The 19765-nt window shown below is 59.9% G+C and carries 17 protein-coding genes; 14 read left to right on the forward strand and 3 right to left on the reverse strand.

Annotated features, from left to right (window positions below; translation table 11 throughout):
- The first annotated feature begins 13 nt into the window (after positions 1-13).
- The 13 genes from mraY to CHU71_RS04745 all read left to right on the forward strand — a co-directional run bounded on the left by mraY (position 14) and on the right by CHU71_RS04745 (position 12994).
- On the forward strand, positions 14-1126 hold the full coding sequence (gene mraY / locus CHU71_RS04685) for a phospho-N-acetylmuramoyl-pentapeptide-transferase (protein WP_147760338.1): 1113 nt from the start codon (positions 14-16) through the stop codon (positions 1124-1126).
- Between the two features lie 2 nt (positions 1127-1128).
- Positions 1129-2568 (forward strand): UDP-N-acetylmuramoyl-L-alanine--D-glutamate ligase, encoded by a 1440-nt coding sequence (gene murD / locus CHU71_RS04690; protein ID WP_147760339.1) that lies wholly within the window; start codon positions 1129-1131, stop codon positions 2566-2568.
- 25 nt (positions 2569-2593) lie between these two features.
- Positions 2594-4102: an FtsW/RodA/SpoVE family cell cycle protein gene (locus CHU71_RS04695; protein ID WP_147760340.1), complete on the forward strand. Its 1509-nt coding sequence runs from the start codon at positions 2594-2596 to the stop codon at positions 4100-4102.
- Positions 4103-4131: 29 nt separating this feature from the next.
- On the forward strand, positions 4132-5229 hold the full coding sequence (gene murG, locus CHU71_RS04700; RefSeq protein WP_147760341.1) for an undecaprenyldiphospho-muramoylpentapeptide beta-N-acetylglucosaminyltransferase: 1098 nt from the start codon (positions 4132-4134) through the stop codon (positions 5227-5229).
- Positions 5230-5265: 36 nt separating this feature from the next.
- Positions 5266-6720: a UDP-N-acetylmuramate--L-alanine ligase gene (gene murC, locus CHU71_RS04705; RefSeq protein WP_046645224.1), complete on the forward strand. Its 1455-nt coding sequence runs from the start codon at positions 5266-5268 to the stop codon at positions 6718-6720.
- A complete protein-coding gene (locus CHU71_RS04710; protein ID WP_147760342.1) occupies positions 6713-7363 on the forward strand; it encodes a cell division protein FtsQ/DivIB in 651 nt (216 codons plus the stop codon). The genes murC and CHU71_RS04710 overlap by 8 nt, the downstream gene beginning before the upstream one ends.
- Positions 7364-7613: 250 nt before the next feature.
- Positions 7614-8927 (forward strand): cell division protein FtsZ, encoded by a 1314-nt coding sequence (gene ftsZ / locus CHU71_RS04715; protein ID WP_070420489.1) that lies wholly within the window; start codon positions 7614-7616, stop codon positions 8925-8927.
- Between the two features lie 31 nt (positions 8928-8958).
- Positions 8959-9687: a peptidoglycan editing factor PgeF gene (gene pgeF / locus CHU71_RS04720; RefSeq protein WP_147760343.1), complete on the forward strand. Its 729-nt coding sequence runs from the start codon at positions 8959-8961 to the stop codon at positions 9685-9687.
- Entirely contained in the window at positions 9688-10383 is a 696-nt protein-coding gene (locus CHU71_RS04725; RefSeq protein WP_147760344.1) for a YggS family pyridoxal phosphate-dependent enzyme, read from the forward strand.
- 106 nt (positions 10384-10489) lie between these two features.
- Positions 10490-10927, forward strand: coding sequence for a cell division protein SepF (locus tag CHU71_RS04730; protein WP_070509010.1), 438 nt, complete (start codon positions 10490-10492; stop codon positions 10925-10927).
- 134 nt (positions 10928-11061) lie between these two features.
- The gene (locus CHU71_RS04735; protein WP_005528727.1) at positions 11062-11352 is read left to right on the forward strand and encodes a YggT family protein; all 291 of its coding nucleotides are present in this window, start codon (positions 11062-11064) and stop codon (positions 11350-11352) included.
- 223 nt (positions 11353-11575) lie between these two features.
- Positions 11576-12724 (forward strand): DivIVA domain-containing protein, encoded by a 1149-nt coding sequence (locus CHU71_RS04740; protein WP_147760345.1) that lies wholly within the window; start codon positions 11576-11578, stop codon positions 12722-12724.
- A gap of 69 nt (positions 12725-12793) precedes the next feature.
- Entirely contained in the window at positions 12794-12994 is a 201-nt protein-coding gene (locus tag CHU71_RS04745) for a zinc-binding dehydrogenase (RefSeq protein WP_147760346.1), read from the forward strand.
- Positions 12995-13052: 58 nt separating this feature from the next.
- Here CHU71_RS04745 and CHU71_RS04750 read toward each other — a convergent pair whose 3' ends face one another.
- Positions 13053-14078, reverse strand: a complete 1026-nt coding sequence (locus CHU71_RS04750) for an HNH endonuclease signature motif containing protein (protein ID WP_147760347.1) — start codon at positions 14076-14078, stop codon at positions 13053-13055.
- A gap of 338 nt (positions 14079-14416) precedes the next feature.
- Here CHU71_RS04750 and ileS point away from each other — a divergent pair, with 338 nt between their 5' ends.
- On the forward strand, positions 14417-17593 hold the full coding sequence (gene ileS / locus CHU71_RS04755) for an isoleucine--tRNA ligase (protein ID WP_049152177.1): 3177 nt from the start codon (positions 14417-14419) through the stop codon (positions 17591-17593).
- 80 nt (positions 17594-17673) lie between these two features.
- Here the strand turns inward: ileS and CHU71_RS04760 are convergent, their stop codons facing one another.
- Complete coding sequence (locus tag CHU71_RS04760) at positions 17674-18858, reverse strand: MFS transporter (RefSeq protein ID WP_046645395.1); 1185 nt, start codon at positions 18856-18858, stop codon at positions 17674-17676.
- Positions 18859-18959: 101 nt separating this feature from the next.
- Positions 18960-19616: a GntR family transcriptional regulator gene (locus CHU71_RS04765; RefSeq protein WP_049152178.1), complete on the reverse strand. Its 657-nt coding sequence runs from the start codon at positions 19614-19616 to the stop codon at positions 18960-18962.
- Between the last annotated feature and the right edge of the window lie 149 nt (positions 19617-19765).

Genomic DNA, 19765 nt, shown 5'->3' on the forward strand with positions numbered 1-19765 from the left:
GGAACCCAAGCACGTGACTCAGATCATCATCGCTGGTGTGGTCAGCTTCCTCGTAGCGATTTTTATCACCCCACTCCTGATCCGTTATTTCTCGGAGGCAGGAAAGGGCCAAGAAATCCGCGAGGACGGCCCCAAGTCGCACCTTCGTAAGCGCGGCACGCCAACCATGGGCGGCCTTGCGATCCTCGCTGGTATCACCGTGGCTTACCTGACGGTCGGCATCTACGGGCAAATCACCGGCCATGGTGGCTTCACCTACTCGGGCATCTTGGTCCTCGGCTTGACCCTGGGGCTTGGTGGCTTGGGTTTTGCTGATGACTTCATCAAGCTCTTCAAAGAGCGCAACCTGGGCCTGAACAAGACGGCCAAGCTGGTGGGCCAGCTGGCGCTCGCTCTGGCCTTCGGCCTGCTGGTTCTACAGAACCCCGATGAGAAGGGCCTGACGCCTGGCTCCACGAAGCTTTCCTTCATTCGTGACATCGAGACTTTCGACATTGCCGTTGGCCCGACCATTGTCGGCACCATCGTGTTCCTCATCTTCATGTACATCCTCATCGCGGCATGGTCTAACGCGGTCAACCTGACCGACGGACTGGATGGTCTGGCAGCGGGTACCACCGCAATCGTGATGGGGGCGTACACCATCATGACCTTCTGGCAGTTCCGCAACTCTTGCGCGGCTGACTTCACCGCTGGCTGCTACCAGGTCCGTGATCCGCTGGACTTGGCGGTTCTGACTGCCGCCGGCCTGGGTGGTTGCCTGGGCTTCCTGTGGTGGAACGCTGCACCGGCCAAGATCTTCATGGGCGATACCGGTTCCCTGGCCCTGGGTGGCCTGGTTGCGGGCATCTCCGTGACCAGCCGTACCGAGCTGCTCATGATCATCATCGGCGCGCTCTTCGTCATCGAGACCGTTTCCGTGGTCATCCAGATCGTGGTCTTCCGTTCCACCGGCAAGCGTTTCTTCCGCATGGCTCCAATCCACCACCACTTCGAAAACGGCGGCTGGGCCGAGACCGCGGTTGTCATTCGCTTCTGGCTCATTGCGGCGATGGCCGCCATGACTGGTGTGGCAATCTTCTACGGCGAGTGGCTCGTTGATTCCGGCATCGGGCTGGTGGGCTAGCCATGACTAAAGCGCCCGAGAACCTAGCGGGAGGACTTCCCGAGTCCTTGCGAGGCCGTATCTTGGTGGCCGGCGCCGGAGTGTCCGGCCGCGGCTGCGCCACCGTCTTGCGGGGGCTGGGAGCAGACCTGGTTGTGGCCGATGGCAACGCCGACTCACGTGCCACACTCGCTGCCGACCTAGGCGTCGCGACCGTTGATACCGCCGCTGTTGATCCCGCGGAGTTCTCCCTCGTGGTTACCTCACCAGGCTGGGCGCCGAGCTCACCACTGTTGGTGGCCGCCGCTGCAGCGGGCGTTGAGGTGATCGGCGATGTCGAGCTGGCTTATCGCTTGGATAAGGCAGAGGTCTTTGGCCCCACGCGTACCTGGCTCGCTGTGACCGGCACCAACGGCAAGACCACTACCACGGGCATGCTGGCTGCCGTCATGGCGGCCGATGAAAAGCGCTCGGGCAAGCGCTCCCAGGCCGTGGGCAATATCGGAACCTCGCCCTTCGATGCGCTGGCGGCAAGCTCACGCGTTGACGTACTGGTTGCTGAACTTTCTTCCTTCCAACTGCACTGGTCCTCCCAGCTGACCCCAGAGGTCGGCGTACTGCTCAACCTGGCAGATGATCACCTCGACTGGCACGGCTCCTTCGCCGCCTATGCCGAGGCGAAGGCCAAGGTCCTCAAGGGTACACACGCAGTCATCGGCCGCGACGATGCGCACGTGCGCGAATACGCGGACAAGGCGCGCAATGCCGGATTGATTTCCGCCGATGTGCACGCCTTCACCCACACCGAACCTGCCGATGGGGAAGCGGGCGTTGTCGAAGGAAAGCTCGTTCTTAACAACGTTGCCGGCCACTCGGTTACCCTCATCGAGGACGTCACCACCATTGAGCCTGCCGGAATGGCTGGAGTGCTGGACGCCGGTGCCGCCGCAGCTGCCGCCGCACTGGCAGGCGCAGTACCCCACTCGATTACCGAGGGGCTCGAGAGCTACACCGTGGCCGGCCACCGCGGCGAGGTCGTGCACTCTCACGCAGGCGTCGACTATATCGATAATTCCAAGGCCACCAATCCGCACGCTGCCGAGGCCGCGATGCGTGGGCTTGATTCCGTGGTGTGGATCGCCGGCGGTCAGCTCAAAGGTGCTGACACCTCAGAGCTGCTCGAAACACACGCCGCGCATATCAAGGTGGCGGTGATAATGGGCGTCGACAAGCAGCTGCTCGCCGACGCCATCGTCGCGCATGCCCCAGGCGTGCTTACCATCCTTATCGAATCCACCGACCCCGTTGCCGCCATGGATGAGGCTGTGGCTGCGGCAGTGCAACACGCCGAGAGCGGCGATACTGTGCTTTTGGCACCTGCTGGGGCATCGTTGGATATGTACACGGGAATGAGCCAACGCGGTGACTACTTTGCCGCGGCTGCCCGACGCATCGCACGTTAATCACGCACGCACCCCAGGAGAACCCATGACTGCCACCCGGCCGCAAACACCGGCGTCGAAGACGCTCGGCCAGCGCGTGCAAGAAATCCGCCAGCACTACCGTGCTCAGCCGGGCTTGGACTATCAGCTGTTGCGCATCATCATCTTCTCGTTGATCGGCATCGGCGTGCTGATGGCTTTTTCTGCATCCATGGCGACATCCTTTACGGAGACTTCCAATGTTTGGTCAGAGGCCATCCGCCAGTGCCTGCTTGTCTTCGGTGGCTTGGTGCTGTTCTGGCTGGCGTTGCGTATCTCGCCTTATACGCTGCGTAAACTAGTCCCGTGGCTGCTGCTGCTGTCAATACTCCTGCTCATTGCGGTGCTTATTCCGGGAATCGGTACCGGACGCGAAACCGTGGGTTCCCAGTCGTGGATTTCCATCGGTAGTGTTGGCTTCCAGCCTTCGGAGTTTGCCCGAGTGACGGTGGCTATGTACGGCGCAACTGCGTTGGCCGGTAAGTCCCACCGCTCGCTACATCCGACCGATCCCTTCATGATGTATTCCATCATCTCGGGGCTGATGTTCTTCCTCATCGTGGCCCAGGGTGACCTTGGCATGGCGGTATCTTTCGCCATGGTCGTGGTCTTTACTTTGATTTTCGCTGGCGTTGACTGGCGGGTCCCCGCGGTGGTCTTGGTCCTCGGTACGTTGGGCTTGCTCGCTGTGTTCCTATCGGGTGGCTTCCGTTCGCACCGATTCCATACCTACTTTGATGCAATTCGCGGAAACATTGAGGATACGCAGGGCACAGGTTTCCAGGCATACCAGGGCTTTCTATCACTTGCCGACGGAGGCTTTTGGGGCGTAGGTCTCGGGCAGTCGCGCGCCAAGTGGTTCTACCTTCCCGAAGCTAAGAATGACTTTGTCTTCGCTATCATCGGGGAGGAACTCGGCCTGTGGGGCGGCGTCCTCGTTGTTTTCCTGTTTGCGGCATTGGGATACATCGGATTGCGCACTGCGAAAAACGCTCAGGACCAGTTCCAATCCTTGTTGGCTGCCACTTTGACGGTGGGTGTGGTTATCCAGGCGTTTATCAACATCAGCTACGTCATTGGTTTGTTGCCTGTGACGGGTATTCAGCTGCCGATGATTTCTGCAGGTGGTACCGCTGCTCTTATCACTATTGGCTCGATGGGAGTGTTGTGCAATGTGGCGCGGCACGAGCCATTACAGATTTCGGCGATGCAGAACTTTGGGCGCCCGCTATTCGACCGCCTATTCTTCATCCCCGAGCCCCAGCTTGCTGGTGACGCGCCAAAGCGTAAGACGGGACGACACGCTTCACCAACTCCAGCAAAACGCGGGAAAGGGCAATCCGGCGTAGTCGGACAATTGGCTCGTCGCAACGCGGAACGAGAAGAACGCTTTGGCCGCCCAGTGACGAGCCGACAGCCGCGGGCTGGGGAGAATAACACCGGTTCTACGGCGCCGCGGGGTGAGTACCGCCAGCGTGGCGCCGATCGGCGAGACGGGCGCGGCGAGCGCCGTTAAGCAGCAGGCGCACTGGTAGCGTGTAGGGCATGAATTCCACCCCCATTTCCGTCGTCATTGCAGGTGGCGGCACCGCAGGCCATATTGAACCAGCACTCGCAGTGGGTGAGGCGCTCAGGCAGCGCCACGGCGCCCGATTAACGGCGCTCGGTACCCAGAAAGGGTTGGAACGCGACATCGTTCCGGGGCGTGGGGTCGATCTGCGCCTCATTACGCCAGTGCCCGTGCCGCGCAAGGTTAACGCTGAGCTGTTCAAGCTTCCCTTCAATCTGATTAAGTCCGTGCTGCAGACGCGCAAGGTGCTTAAAGAGGTCGAAGCGGACGTGGTGTTTGGAACCGGTGGTTATGTGGCAGCGCCGGCATATCTAGCTGCCAAGTCCATGGGTATGCCGTTCTACGTGTTGGAGACGAACGCGCTTTCCGGCATCGCCAATAAGCTCGGCGTGCGTATTGGCGGAATTGGACTTAATGCACACCGTAACTCCGGCATGCCCGGCGAGGTCGTGGGCATTCCGGTACGTCCTGGGCTGGGCGAGGACCCCGACGGCAGCGCCGCAGCCGCAGCACGCGAACGCTGGAATTTGGACCCAGAACGTCCAACCATCGTGGTTACTGGCGGCTCGCAGGGCGCTGTCAGCATCAACACCGCGGTTGCAGGCGCGTTGTCGCAGTTGACGGAGAAATACCAGGTTCTTCACGCCTATGGCAAGAAGAATACGGCCCCAGCGGAAGCTGAGCACTACACTGCGCTGCCTTATATCGATGACATGGCCGGTGCGCTAGCCGTGGCAGATCTTATGGTGTGCCGTTCTGGTGCCATGACGGTTGCCGAGGTTACTGCGGCCGGCGTGCCTGCAATTTACATTCCGCTGCCTATCGGAAACGGTGAACAGGCGCTGAACTCTCGCGAATTGGTTGCGGCTGGTGCTGCAGTGCAGATTCTTGATGCGGAGCTAACCCCGCAGCGCCTGGTGGATGAAGTACAGGCAACCCTTGGGGATGAGCAGCGGTATGCGGCCATGCGTAAGGCGGCTGCCACTAACTCTGCGGGCGACGTTGCCAATACGATTGCCGATCACATCAGGGATATGATCGACGAAGCCTCGCGCGCAGCGCACACCGACTAAAAGTCGGCCTTATTAGCGAATGTGAAGGAAAAGTAAATGACAAACTCCTACGATCTTTCCCGCGTCCACATGGTGGGTATTGGTGGCTCCGGCATGTCCGGTTTGGCCCGCATCTTGGCTAACCGCGGGGGCGTCGTGACTGGCTCTGATGTGAAGGCCTCCACTCCAGTGGAAGTACTGCGCACGATGGGCGTGAAGATCGCTATCGGCCACGCAGCTGAAAACCTGGAGTTGGCAGGTGACAAGCCTACTGTTGTGGTGACTTCCTTCGCCGCTATTCCACAGGACAATCCAGAACTTGCAGGTGCTCGCGCGGCCGGTATTCCGGTCATCCGCCGCTCCGACCTTCTGGCTGAGCTCATGGAGGGACACCAGCAGATTCTGTTGGCGGGCACCCACGGAAAAACCTCCACCACATCCATGACCGTGACCGCGATGCAGCAGGCCGGATTGGATCCTTCCTTCGCTATCGGCGGCCAGCTCAACCGTGCAGGCACCAACGCCCATGCGGGAACCGGCGCGGCATTCGTGGCCGAAGCCGATGAGTCCGATGCCTCCTTGCTGCGTTACAGCCCAACCGTCGCAGTAATCACCAACGTCGAGCCTGACCACCTAGATTTCTTCCACAACGCCGAGGCTTATTACAAGGTCTTCGATGATTTTGCTGATCGCATCGAAGAAAGCGGGTACCTCGTTGTGTGCCTGGAAGATGATCACGCTGCCCAGACTGGCCTGCGCGCGCTCGGGCGCGGCATTCAGGTCCTAGGTTATGGCAGTGCGGAAGCGGGGGAGAAGTACTCGTCCATCCCGCTGGCGGCTGAGGTTCTGGAGGAGAAGGTTTCCGTCATCGGAATGCAGGTCCGCGTGCGCGTGGCATTGCCGGGTGCACAGCCCCAAGAGCTGTCCTACGAGCTGCAGATTCCGGGCCATCACATGGTGCTCAATTCCTTGGCCGCGCTTGTCTCCGGCGGGCTTGCGGGCGGCGAGCTCTCCGAGCTGGCTGAGGGCCTGACGGACTTTACCGGCGTGCGCCGCCGTTTTGAGTTCCGAGGCACCGAGTCTCAAGTGCGCGTCTTCGACGATTATGCGCATCATCCCACCGAGGTCACTGCGGTGCTCACGGCAGCGCGTCAGAAGGTCGAGGCTGAGGGCAAGGGGGCGCGCGTTATCGCTTGCTTCCAGCCGCACCTGTACTCGCGCACGATGGAGTTCGATAAGGAGTTCGCGCAGGCGCTGGCGCTTGCCGACGCCGCCGTGGTCCTCGACATCTACGGCGCCCGCGAGCAGCCGGTGGAGGGGATCACCTCTCGCATCATCACTGACAAGATGCCGGAAGACATGAAGGTAATCTTCGAACCGAACTTCTCTGAGGCGGCGCAGGACGTTGTCTCGCTGGTGCAGCCTGGCGACGTCGTGCTCACCATCGGCGCCGGTTCAGTGACGATGCTTGCCGCAGAAATCTTGGACGAGCTAAAGGCGCTGAATGTCTAAGAAATCAATTACCGCAATAGTCGCCGGAATTCTTGCCGTGCTGGTCTTGGTGGCTGCTGCCGTGTGGCTTTTTCCAGTGTTTAAGGTTTCCTCCTTTGAGATCCAAGGCAATTCCCACGTGGATGCTGCACAGGTGGAAGAGTCCAGCGGGGTAGCGGTGGGGGAGAATCTGGTTCGCGTTGATGCTCGTGCGGCGGCGTCGGGAGTGGCACACCTGCCGTGGGTAAAGTCTGCGACGGTATCGCGTGCCTTCCCATCGACCCTCGATATCGAGGTCATCGAACATGAGGCGGTGGCTTTCCGCGAGGGCAATTTGCTTATCGACGCCGAGGGTAAGGAGTTCACCACGGATACCCCGCCGGAGGGCGCAGTGGAAATTACCGGCAGCGCGGAGCCGGGCTCGCAGGAGATGCGCGATGCCGTTGATGTGCTTGCTGCGCTGCCGCAGAACCTGCGTGCGCAGGTCAAGTCGCTGGAGGTGAAGAACGCGTACTCGATGACTATCCACCTCAAGGACGAGCGGACCGTTTTCTGGGGCGCCTCGGAGGATAATGCGAACAAGGCCTTGGCGTTTGAAACCATTCTAAAGATGGAGGGCCAAAACTGGAATATTTCTAACCCGGAATTGGTCACAAGTAAATAAAATTAGCGTTCAAAACTTAAGCCCTGCGCAGCCCCAAAAAGTGTCAACGGATGGGGTGCGTGGGGCTTTTGTGATCCGAAAACCTGCATGTCAGCAACCCTAAACCACTACTTGAGGGTACCGACACGCGGCAAAATGAACGCGAAAATTACAAGCGCGTCGTTAAAGATGGAACTAACCGCTCGCAACAAATGCTGCGCGCACAAAATCCTCGTTTACGCACCAACAGTGAAAGGTGAGAGCCCCTCACATGATCTCTACTAGCAATAACCTCGCGGACATCAAGGTCGTCGGTGTCGGCGGCGGTGGTGTCAACGCCGTTAACCGTATGATTGAAGAAGGCCTGAAGGGCGTTCAGTTCGTCGCAATCAACACGGACTCGCAGGCACTGATCTTCTCTGATGCCGACACCAAGCTCGACATCGGACGCGAGGCCACTCGCGGTTTGGGCGCGGGTGCTAACCCGGAGGTCGGCAAGACCTCTGCAGAAGACCACAAGACCGAGATTGAGGATGCCCTGGAAGGCTCCGACATGGTCTTCGTGACCGCAGGCGAGGGCGGCGGCACCGGTACCGGCGCCGCCCCGGTCGTTGCTTCCATCGCCAAGAAGATGGGCGCGCTGACCGTCGGCGTTGTGACCCGTCCATTCAAGTTCGAGGGCGCTCGCCGTACCCGTCAGGCTATGTCCGGTATCGAGGAGCTGCGCGAGGTCTGCGACACTCTCATCGTCATTCCGAATGATCGCCTCATGCAGCTCGGTGGCGAAGAGCTCTCCATCGTCGAGGCATTCCGCGCCGCCGATGAAGTTCTCCACAACGGTGTGCAGGGTATTACCAACCTCATCACCATCCCGGGCATGATCAACGTCGACTTTGCTGACGTCCGCTCCGTCATGGCTGATGCCGGCTCCGCACTCATGGGCATCGGCTCCGCACGGGGCGATAACCGCGCGCTCAACGCTGCTGAACAGGCCATCAACTCGCCGCTGCTCGAGTCCACGATGGAAGGCGCCAAGGGTGTCCTGCTCTCCATCGCTGGTGGCTCCGACCTTGGCCTGCACGAGGTCAACGCCGCTGCTTCCATGGTGGAGGAGCGCGCTGACGAGGATGCCAACATCATCTTCGGTACCATCATCGACGACAACCTGGGCGACGAAGTCCGCGTCACCATCATCGCCACTGGCTTCGATGCGCAGGCAAACATGACAACTAACGTTGCACCTCAGCAGCAGCAACAACAGCGTCCGGGCTCCCTCTTCGACAACCGCGAAGAGGCTGCCCCAGTCCAGCAGTCTGCACCGCAGCAGCGCTACGAGGAGCAGCGCTACGAAGAGCCGCGCTATGAGGAGCCGCGTCAAGAAGAGCGTCCTCGCTTCGAGGAACAACCGGCAGAGACCTACCGGCCGCGTCATTCCTCCAACGGTGGTCTGTTTACCACCTCTGAGCGTTTTTCTCGCGAGGAGCGCCGCGACGACTACCGCCTGTCGCGTCCGGCTGAGCGCCGCGACGACCGCCGCCAGGATGACGGTGACGACGATCTTGACGTGCCGTCCTTCATGCGCTAAACGCTGAAGGTACTGCGCTAATCTGGAGTGCATGCCAGTAAACGAGGAAGCACCACAACGCCCCGTGCGCATGGTTTTTACAAGCCGTGCGGGCGGGGTTTCGTCGTCCCCATACGAGTCATTCAACCTGGGCGATCACGTCGGCGATGACCCGGCGGACGTCGCCAGTAACCGGACCCGCCTGCAGCGCGTGCTGGGGCTTGACGACATTGTGTGGATGGAACAGCTCCACACCAACACCGTCACGCGCGTGGACCGTGGCAACGCCGGCACGCCGGTCGAGGCCACCGACGCCATCATCACCACGGAAAAACGCCTCGGGCTCGGTGTGCTCGTCGCGGACTGCACGCCGGTGCTGCTTTCCGACGTCTCCGCCGGCGTCGTCGCAGCAGCCCATGCAGGTCGCCTCGGGGCTCGCAACGGAATCATCCGCAACACGGTCGAAGCCATGCTGGAACTTGGCGCCACTCCTTCGACTATCCAGGTCCTGATGGGGCCGGCCGCCTCGGGCCTGAACTATGAGGTACCGGAGGCGATGGCGGACGACGTCGAAAAGCATTTGCCCGGGGCCAAAACCCGCACAAAAACGGGTACCTGGGGTGTGGACGTACGTAAAGGGCTTATCCGGCAACTGATGGGGATGGGGATTACCAACATCGAATCGGATCCCCGCTGCACCATCGAAGACACTGATTTCTTTTCCTACCGCCGCGAAGGCACCACTGGGCGCCAAGCAGGCGTTATCTGGTTGGAGGTATAAATGAACCGCAAGGAAGAACTGCAAGCAGGACTCGAGCGCACTCGCGCCCAAATTGAGGACTTCGCTCGCGCGGCCGGGCGAGAGGCGCCGCAGCTGTTGCCGGTGACCAAGTTCCACCCGGCGGGCGACGTCGCGCTGCTCGCCGAGCTTGGGGTCACTGACGTGGCGGAGAACCGCGAGCAAGAAGCGCGCGCTAAAGCCGCGGAGCTGCCGGCGGTGCGCTTTCACATGATTGGGCAGATTCAGACCAAGAAGGCTAATCACGTGGCGCGTTGGGCGCACAGCGTGCATTCTCTGGACTCGGCGAAGCTGGCGACGGCGCTCGATCGCGGCGTCGCCAATGCACAAGAATCTGGAGATCGTGACGCCCCGCTGCCGGTTTTTATTCAGGTTTCCGCCGATGGCGATACCGCCCGCGGGGGAGTGGCTCTGCCGGATGTTCCGAGTCTCGTCGAGCTCGTGGAGGAATTGGTAAACCTTGAACTGCAGGGCTTCATGGTGGTTCCGCCGCTGGACTCTGATGCTGCTGAGGTCTTCGGGCGCGTGCGGACGCTGACTGACGACGTTGCCTGGCGCCTCGGGCGTCCGCTGAAAATGTCGGCCGGAATGAGCGCGGATTTGGGTGAGGCGATTGCTGCGGGAACAGATATCGTGCGTGTCGGAACCGGCATCATGGGACCCCGGCCAGTAGGTTAAGTGGCAACGCAAACGCGCATTTCACAGGTACAATTTACTGCTTTCACATTAGTAACATTCGTACCAAGTTAAGGGCAAAACAGATTAGGTCAGAGGGAGACTAGATATGTCTTTGATTGATAGGACGAAAGAGTTCTTCGGGTTGGGCCCGATGGACATCGAAGCCGACGACGCTTACTACGCCGACGAGCGCAGCTACGAGTCCAACGGCTCCGCCGCTTATGCACCGCGCTCCTTTGAGCCGGCTCTGGAAGAGGAATTTGTCCCGACCATCGTGGCGCTTTCCCTCGTTTCCTTCGACGATGCAGCCAAGGTTGGCGCGCCGTTCCGTGATGGCGATGCGGTTGTCTTCGAACTGACTGATGCTGACAAGGCTTCCGCGAAGCGTTTCATCGACTTCGCTGCTGGCCTGTGCTTCGGCCTTGAAGGTCGCATGCTCAACCTGACCAAGGGTATGGACACCGACCGTCGTGTGTTTGCCATTGTTCCTAAGGGTGCAGACATCTCCACTCTCGAGCTGGAGCGTGCTGCACACCTGCGCTAAGTTTCAGCGTCAAAGATGCGAAGCGCCGTCCCGGTTCCCCAAGTGTTGGTGGGGAGCGGGGCGGCGTTCGCCTTTAGCGAAATTAATTGTGTGGATGCCGCATCAGTGGGGGTAGTTCAGATAGGCTCGTCCGAGTGAGCACTATTGGAATAATCCTGATCCTCATCCTGCGAATCTATTCGTGGATTCTGATTGCCCGAATCATCATTGAGATGATCCAGTCCTTCTCGCGCCAATTTAACCCGCCTCGCTGGTTTATGGTGCTAGCTGAGCCGCTGTTTATGGTCACCGACCCACCAGTTAGGGCGCTTCGCCGTCTTATCCCACCGTTGCGAATGGGTGGGGTTGCGCTCGATGTTTCAATCATCGTTTTGTTCTTGCTTTTGTCCGTCTTGATGATGGTGGTCTCGAGCATTTTCCTATAAGGCGGGTGTATTGAAACCTCCTGTTAACATTGAGACTCGGCGATTCGTTAGCTAATGTGAGCGTTTGGATACAATCAATACTGATATTCCGTATTATTAAACGCACATGTTCTTTGTAGACGTATCTAGTGGCGCAACTTTTGGTTAGCCTTTAGATGTGTTTGCATCTCCCAAGACCTCGGAGCCTCCGGGGTTGCACCGACTTGAAGGGGAAGAGAAGTCAATGCCACTGTCACCAGCTGATGTACACAACGTCGCTTTCAGCAAGCCGCCAATTGGCAAGCGTGGCTACAACGAGGATGAAGTCGACCAGTTCCTCGACCTCGTAGAAGACACCCTTGCCCAGCTGCAGGATGAGAACGATGACCTGCAGGCTCAGGTTGAAGAGCTGCAAACCAAGGGCGGCGCTACTACAGGCGTAGCCGCAGCTTCCGCTAACAAGGGTGCCGACGAGGCCACCCTCCGCAAGGAGATTGAGTCCAAGCTCCGCGCAGAGTACGAGACCAAGCTGGTGGACTCCAAGAATGAGGTCGCAAAGGCCAAGGAAGAGGCTAAGCGCGCTCAGGAGCAGGCAAAGACCGCTCAGGCTGAGATTTCCAAGGCACCAACTGGCTCTAACAACGATGCAGAGCTCAAGGCCGCTCGTGAGGATGCTGCGAAGGCTAAGCGTGAGCTCGAGGCAGCTCGTGCAGAGGCAACCCAAGCTAAGGAGGAACTCGAGGCTTCCAAGAAGGAGAACGAGGACCTCAGGAAGAACGCTGGCTCCGCCAAGACCGCTGCCGTTTCCGGCATCGCGGGTGCTGGTGCAGGCGCTGCCGCCACCAAGGCTGCGGAGGGTCTGGCTACCCCGGATACCCACATGCAGGCTGCTCGCGTCCTGGGTCTGGCTCAGGAGATGGCAGACCGCCTCACCTCCGAGGCAAAGGCAGAGTCCGAGTCCATGCTGTCCGAGGCACGCACCGCGGCCGAGAAGCAGCTTAACGACGCCGATTCCCGCTCCAAGGCACAGCTTGCCGACGCCCAGAAGAAGTTCGACGCTCAGCTGCTCGACGCAGACACCCGCTCCAAGAAGCTGGTTTCTGACGCTGAGGCTAAGGCAAAGCAGACCGAGTCCGAGGCTAACTCCCGCGCTGAGGCTCAGATCCGCCAGGCTGAGGAGAAGGCTGCAGCCCTGCAGGCTGACGCTGAGAAGAAGCACACCGAGGTTATGAACACCGTCAAGCAGCAGCAGACGGCCCTCGAGGCTCGTATCGCCGAGCTGCGTACCTTCGAGCGTGAGTACCGCACCCGCCTCAAGACCCTGCTGGAGTCCCAGCTGGAGGAGCTTGAGACCCGCGGCACCGCTGCACCGAACGGTGAAGCTGGCAAGTAAGCTTTTAACGGCTTAGGCTTTAAGGCGTCCTTCCATGGCATTGGGAGGGCGCCTTTTTGGAGGTAAAACATGCTTGTTGCAGCACTCGTATTGGCATTCGTAGCGTTCTTGGCGCTGGTGAACTTCGTACTTACTTCTGCCGATTGGTCTTTGTATCTTCTCTTCGCAGCCGCGGGGCTGGGGATGGTGCTCTTCATCATCGACGGCTTTCGGAAGCGCAAACCTGATCTTGCGCAGGACGAGGAGGCAGGGGAGTACCCTGCCTCCTAGATTGTGGCGCATGGCCCTGACACTTTATTGCTCTTAGTCGTGGTTGTTGCCTTTTCTGCTAGCCGCGCTGCCAGCGCACCTTTCCATCGACCCTAGCTAACCTGCCGCGTAGCGGCGGGGCGTTGGGGTCGTCTTCATTTACACCGTTGTGGTAGTGGCATAAAGTCGCGAGGTTTGACATGTTCGTCGGTCCGCCGCGCGACCAAGAAATTAGGTGATGCACTTGGGCTTTATCTGCCGGGTGATTGCATCCCGGCCAAGCACAGGTGGGATTTTCCGCTCCCGCCATCAACCTTTGCTTGCGGTTGGCAAAGCGCTTAGTGCGATAGAGATTCACCGGCCCCTCATGCGGATGCACAAGCGTGGCGTAATCGAGGCATGTATCCAGCGCTCTTTTCACGTATTCCGCACCCGACATGATAGCTCCGTTGGTCATCTGCAGGCTTATCTCCTCGCCGTCGCCTTGCAGAATCTTCGCCAACGCTGGCAGTTGTACGATGACGTTGGTATGTATCCGCGGCCTTTCTCCGGTTGGGCTAGGCACGCTTGTTGAGTCCTTAGCAGCGGGGAAGAAAAGGTTCTCCAAAGACTCCAGGGGAGAAGCAGGGTCGATAGCCGCATGCATATCCGCGATTAAAGTCGACGGGCCGGTAATCGCCAAAGTCCACGGCTTATCCTTGCGGCGATAAAGCTTTACTCCTTGCTCTGGCTTGCGCTCGCTATTGAGCGCCTTCAGCTTTTTCTTCGCCACTTGCTCCATCGCGAGGGTATCGGCCTTGGTATTGCACAGTTCCTCGCGCATCTGCCACGCCGCACGTTGGGTCTTCGCGCGAATTGCGTAGCGTTCGATAACTTCGATTGTGGGCAGGGAATGGCCAAGCCTTTGCGCTGAGGCCACGGAATCGCGTTGCCGGCGGGTGAAAGCGGTGCGGCCAAAGTAGACGTCGTAAAGCGCGAGCAATTGCTGTGCCGTTTTATCCGGCGCGCCAGCCGAAATCAAAGCCTTTTCAGACAGCCCTGCGCACCCAGCCACGATGTCCATGCCTGGGCGTATTGCCGCTAAGAATGCCTGAAGTGAAGTCATAAACCCCACCCTAAAAAGCCCTATCGACAAGGCTCAAGAGGCAATTTTCAACCTGTGGATAACTTTGTCTCAACCGACTCATTGATACCCATTTGCACCACTCAGGAACCTCGGCCTGTGAAAATTTGACGGCATGGGTATACTTCGAAGACGTATGCACTGAGCCGGCAATCACCGGGGAGCATCTCGGAAGAACGCACAAAGTGCCAGTAGAACCGAGCGGGTGGGACCGAAATCTCCTTCACTGAAACGAAGTGGGCGTCGTCAAGCGCCAAGCAGGGTGGTACCGCGAGCCGCAAGGCGCGTCCCTGCACCAGCCCACGAGTGAAGGAAGATTAATGAGCGAAAATGTTGGCGGCGTTTACCCCAAGGTCGATATGACCGGCGGCTCGAGCCGTTTCCCAGACATGGAAGAAGTCGTCCAGAAATTCTGGAAGGAAGACGGAACTTTCCAGGCCAGCTTGGACCAGACCAAGGATTGCCCTGAGTACATCTTCTACGACGGCCCTCCCTTTGCTAATGGTTTGCCGCACTACGGCCACCTGTTGACGGGCTACGTCAAGGACATCGTTCCGCGTTACCGCACCATGGCTGGCAATTACGTCCCGCGCGTCTTCGGCTGGGACACGCACGGCTTACCTGCAGAGCTGGAGGCTGAAAAGCAGCTCGGCATCACAGACAAAGGCCAGATCGAGGAGATGGGCCTCGAGAAGTTCAACGAGTACTGCGAGAAATCCGTCATGCAGTACGCCGGCGAGTGGGAAGACTACGTCAACCGCCAGGCGCGCTGGGTGGACTTTGAAAACGGCTACAAGACCCTGGACATCGGCTACATGGAATCGGTCATGTGGGCATTCAAGGAGCTCTATGACAAGGGGCTTATCTACCAGGGCTTCCGCGTCCTGCCTTACTCCTGGGCCGAGCACACCTCGCTGTCCAACCAGGAGACGCGCCTGGATGACTCCTACAAGATGCGGCAGGACCCGACCCTGACGGTTACCTTCCCGGTCACCGGCGCGAAGCCTGGCTCCGCGGCTGAAAAGACCTTGTCCGAAAACGCTGAGCTTGGCGACGCCGCCTTCCTCGCTTGGACCACGACTCCCTGGACTCTGCCGTCTAACTCGGCGCTGGCCGTCCACCCAGAGGTCAACTACGTGCTGTTCAAGGCCACCGACGGCGATTTTGAGGGCAAGACCTTCGTCATGGCTGAGGCGCTGACTGGCACATTGGCTAAGGAACTCGGCGAGGTGGAAGTCCTGAAGAGCTTCTTAGGTAAGGACCTGGAGGGCTTTACCTATCAGCCAATCTTTGACTTCTTCCCAGACCTGGAGAATGCTTTCCAGGTAATCCTGGCGGATTACGTTACAACGGAAGACGGTACTGGTGTTGTCCACCAGGCTCCGGCGTTTGGTGAGGACGATATGAACACCTGCCAGAAGTACGGCATCGAGCTGGTCATCCCGGTTGATGAGGACGGCGAGTTCACCTCCCAGGTCCCGCCTTATGAGGGCCAGCTTGTCTTTGATGCGAACAAGGACATCATCAAGGACCTGAAGGCTGCGGGCCGCGTGGTACGCCACGTGACCATCGAGCACTCCTACCCGCACTCCTGGCGCTCTGGTGAGCCGCTTATCTACAAGGCACTGCCGGCATGGTTTGTGAAGGTCACCGAGTTCCGCGACCGCATGGTCGAGCTCAACCACAACGAGATCGAGTGGCTGCCAGAGCACATTCGCGACGGCCAGTTCGGCAAGTGGCTCGAGGGCGCGCGCGACTGGAACATCTCCCGTACCCGTTACTGGGGTGCGCCGATCCCGGCGTGGGTTTCGGATAACCCGGAGTACCCGCGCGTGGACGTCTACGGCTCGCTCGACGAGCTCGAGGCTGACTTTGGCGTGCGCCCGACGTCGCTGCACCGTCCGTACATCGACGAGCTGACTCGCCCGAACCCGGACGATCCAACTGGCAAGTCGATGATGGTTCGCGTTCCTGACGTTCTGGACTGCTGGTTCGAGTCCGGTTCCATGCCGTTTGCACAGAAGCACTACCCGTTTGAGAACAAGGAATGGTTCGAGACTCACTCGCCGTCCGACTTCATCGTGGAGTACTCCGGCCAGACTCGCGGTTGGTTCTACGTCATGCACGTTCTGTCTACCGCGCTGTTTGACCGCCCGGCCTACAAGAAGGTCGTAGCGCACGGCATCGTGCTGGGCAACGACGGCCTGAAGATGTCGAAGTCCAAGGGTAACTACCCGAACGTCAACGAGGTCTTCGACCGCGATGGTTCTGACGCTATGCGTTGGTTCCTGATGTCCAGCCCGATCTTGCGTGGTGGCAACCTCATCGTCACTGAGCAGGGTATCCGCGAGGGCGTACGCCAGGCCATCCTTCCTATCTGGAACGCGTACACCTTCCTGCAGCTCTACGCGAGCCGCGAGGCCCGCTTCGACGTCTCCTCGAAGAACGTGCTTGACCGTTACATCTTGGCCAAGACTCACGACCTCGTGGAGCGCACGAACGACGCCCTCGCGAACACCGACATCGCTGCGGCCACCGAGGAGGTACGTCACTTCGCGGACGTGCTCACCAACTGGTACGTGCGCCGTTCCCGCGACCGTTTTTGGGCGGGCGAGGAGCAGCACGAGGAGGCCTTCAACACGCTGTACACCGTGCTGGAGACCGTCACCCGCGTGGTGGCTCCGCTGCTGCCGCACGTGGCTGAGGTCATCTACCGCGGCCTGACCGGGGAGCGCTCTGTGCACCTGGCTTCCTACCCGAAGGCAGAGGACTACCCGGCAGACCCGAGCCTCGTGGCATCGATGGATGCCACGCGCGCTGTGGCTTCGGCGGCGTCGTCTGTGCGCAAGTCCAACAAGCTGCGCAACCGCCTCCCGCTGCCGAAGCTGACCGTGGCCATGGCTGATTCCGCGCAGCTCGCTGACTTTGCGGACATCATCCGCGATGAGGTCAATGTGAAGGATGTTGTTCTCACCGATGACGTCGATTCCGTGGGCACCTTCGAGGTTGTCTGCAACGCTAAGGTCGCTGGCCCGCGCTTGGGCAAGGACGTCCAGCGCGCCATCAAGAACCTGAAGGCGGGCAACTACGAGCGCCGCGGCGACGAGGTTGTTGTTGACGGCGATATCGTTCTGGGCGCTGATGAGTACACCGAGCGTCTGCAGGCGGCGAACCCGGCATCGACGGCGCGTATCGACGGCGTCGACGGCCTGGTTGTCTTGGACACCGAGGTCACCGAGGAGCTCGAGGCAGAAGGCTGGGCCGCCGACGTCATCCGCGGTCTCCAGGATGCCCGTAAGGCCGAGGACTTCGAGGTCTATGACCGCATTTCGGTGGTCTTGTCAGTTCCAGCTGACAAGGAAGAGTGGGCTAACCGCCACGCAGACCACATCGCGGCTGAGGTCCTGGCAACCGAATTCACCGTGGTCACCGAGCCTCTCGAGGGCCACCAGGTGGTCAAGGGCGCTACCGCAACCGTAAAACGCGTTAATGCTTAGAAACGTTAACGCTTAGAAAAATGCCCGGAAAGGAAGACTTCCTTTCCGGGCATTTTTCTGCATGCCGAGGGCATATGAAGCTATCGTCTAGTGCCTGGCAGGTGCGAGCGCCAGGCAAAGATGACGTTTACGAGGCAGACGAGCGCAAGGCAGCTGCCGATGATGAACAGATTGGTAAAGCCCACGTAAGGCGCAAGCGCGCTAAACGCCATGGGGATAAAGAAGCCGGTGTAGGAAATCGAGTAGTACACCGCAGTCAGGCCCGCAAGCTCGCGCTCGCCGGCGATGCGCTGGACCTCCGAAAGGCCAGCCACCAAAGCCAGGCCGTAGCCCGCGCCCATCGTTGCCGCAGCGGCAATGCCCAGCGGAAGCGAGAGCGTGTGCGCCGCAATCGCCGCGAGGAAAGCGCCGACCGTAATAACAGCCATCGCAATTGCAGAAGCGCGCGCCGACTTGTGCGTGTCGATAAGGCGGCCGAGCATCTGTACGCCCACGCCGCAGCCCAGGGTGATAACCGTCATGAGACCTGAGAAAGCAATGGGAGTCTGGCCCGCGGACTTTGCAAGCAGCTGCGGAAGCAACGCATAAGCAGCACCCGCGCAGCCAAAGACCCACGGTGCCACCGGGACCACGACGCGCAGGAAGCGCTTGTGCGCGGCCGTCGGGATGTGGAGCATCTCCAGCATCTCGCGGACGGTGAGGTCAAGGATGGTGGTCTTGACTGTCCCGTGGTGCGGCTGGCGGGTCTCCGGCGTATGGCTGAGCCAAACCGCGGTCACGAGAGTAATCAGGATATGCAGGACGTAGGCCAGGTGCGTCGGCCACGGGCCCCACTGCGCCAGTACCGAGGCAATGCCCGCACCCACCAGGAATCCAGCAGTCAAGCACAGCGACGCCTTGCGCGCACCGGCAGCAGGATCGCCACCCGCGCGGGATACCAGCTCTGTCACCCAAGTGGAACCTACCGCCATGACCAAGCCCAGCGCCATGCCACAGAGCACGCGACCCAAAGCGATGATGAGCGGCTCATGCGGCGCGATGGAAAGCAAGAAAGACCCCATCAAAGACAGGGGAGCGGCCGGCAAAAGGGTGGGTTTGCGTCCGATGAGGTCAGACAGCGGGCCGCCCACGAGCAGCGCTGGGATAATTCCCAGCACGTATGCGGCAAGTAGACCGTTGACGGTGACCTGCGAGAAGTTCGACGTCTCGCGGTACATCACCAGCAGCGGCGTGAACTCGTTGCCGCCCCAGGCCACAGCCACCATCGTCCCGGCCACGGGAAACCAGGAATGCTTGTTCACAAGGGGCTGAGATATTTCCTTATGAGCGGGCGCCTCGACTTGCGGGGTGGAGTGTGCAAAAACTGTCACAGTTGTTTCCTTGAAGTTGTCAGATGGTCGTCGAGTTCGGTGAGATACGTGTCGATGTCGCCGGCACGGAGGGCGTCGGCAAGCAGGCGATGCTGCGCGACGAACGCGCGGGCACGCTCCACATTGCGCCCGATGGCGGTCGCAGTGAAACGCTGTTGACGCTCGCGCAGGGAGTGGCCAAGGCTAGCCAGCAGGCTATTTCCACCGTTGTCCATGATGGTTTGGTGGAAACGCGCGTCGAGGCGGGTGTAGGTGCGCAGGTCCTCGGCGTCGAGAGCCGCGGACTGTTCCTCGATGGTGGCGTCCAAGCAGTCCGCAATCACAGTTCGCTCGGTGTCGTCGAGGCCGCAGATGTGGCGGGCAGAGTGCTCGTCGACAAGCATGCGTGCCTCGTAGACCTCGCGAATCTCGCGTGGGCTAATCGGCACCACCAGTGCGCCGCGCTTGGGATAGAGCTTGAGGAATCCTTCTACCTCGAGGCGAAGGAATGCCTCACGCATGGGGGTACGGCTCATGCCCAGTTTGGCGGCGATGGCTGCCTCAGAGAGCATCTCTGAATCATCAATGTCGCCGTCGATGATGGCGCGCTTGACGTATTCATAGGCGCGCTCCGCGGCTGGCGTGCTTACATTCTGCATGTATTCATCTTGCATACAAGCGAGCTCTGCTGTCTAGAAAATGGCTGATTTCGTGAGACATCGATCACCAAAACCTCAAGTGAGACCCACACGACTCCCGGTATAGAATGACCGCTTGCGAAAGAACGCCTCCTCGCTCCTGGTGGTGTCGTGGCATTGCGAAG

Source organism: Corynebacterium sp. LK14 (assembly GCF_008042215.1).
GTDB lineage: Bacteria > Actinomycetota > Actinomycetes > Mycobacteriales > Mycobacteriaceae > Corynebacterium > Corynebacterium striatum.